The sequence below is a fragment of the Streptomyces sp. 4F14 genome (assembly GCF_048159485.1).
Taxonomy (GTDB): domain Bacteria; phylum Actinomycetota; class Actinomycetes; order Streptomycetales; family Streptomycetaceae; genus Streptomyces.
Genome location: NZ_JBLRVY010000235.1, coordinates 1 through 370, shown reverse-complemented (window position 1 = coordinate 370; position 370 = coordinate 1). Strand labels below are relative to the sequence as shown.

Below are 370 nucleotides of genomic sequence, written 5' to 3'. Positions count from 1 at the left end.
GCGACTTGCAGCTGGTGCTCTGCAGGACGCTGATGCTGTTGCTGCTGGTGCGCTTCTGGCTGCCCCAGTCGCCGTCGGCGTGGGCGGCGCCCGAGCCCAGGAGGCCGACCGTGCCGAGGGCGGCGACCAGGACGGCGGCCGTGCGGAGCTTGTGCATGTTCATCTCCGGTGGAGTGGAGTGGTTCGCGATCTCCGGGAGTGCGTCCGGGAGATCGACTTCGTACAATTACGGAGGCTAATAGGAAGTATTCCGACGCAATCAGCGGCACGCCGAATTCCGAAAAGTCTCACCGCCTTGGCCGATGGGCATGAAATACGCTGCTGTTGCTCACGAATCGCGCACAAAAAGGAGTCCCGGTACCGGGCTCGC

At 63.8% G+C, this 370-nt stretch carries 1 pseudogene; it reads right to left on the bottom strand.

The annotated features are described in order from the left end of the window. Positions 1 to 226 (bottom strand): annotated as a pseudogene (locus tag ACLZOT_RS50485) (hypothetical protein); the annotation flags it as partial. Positions 227 to 370 lie beyond the last annotated feature (144 nt).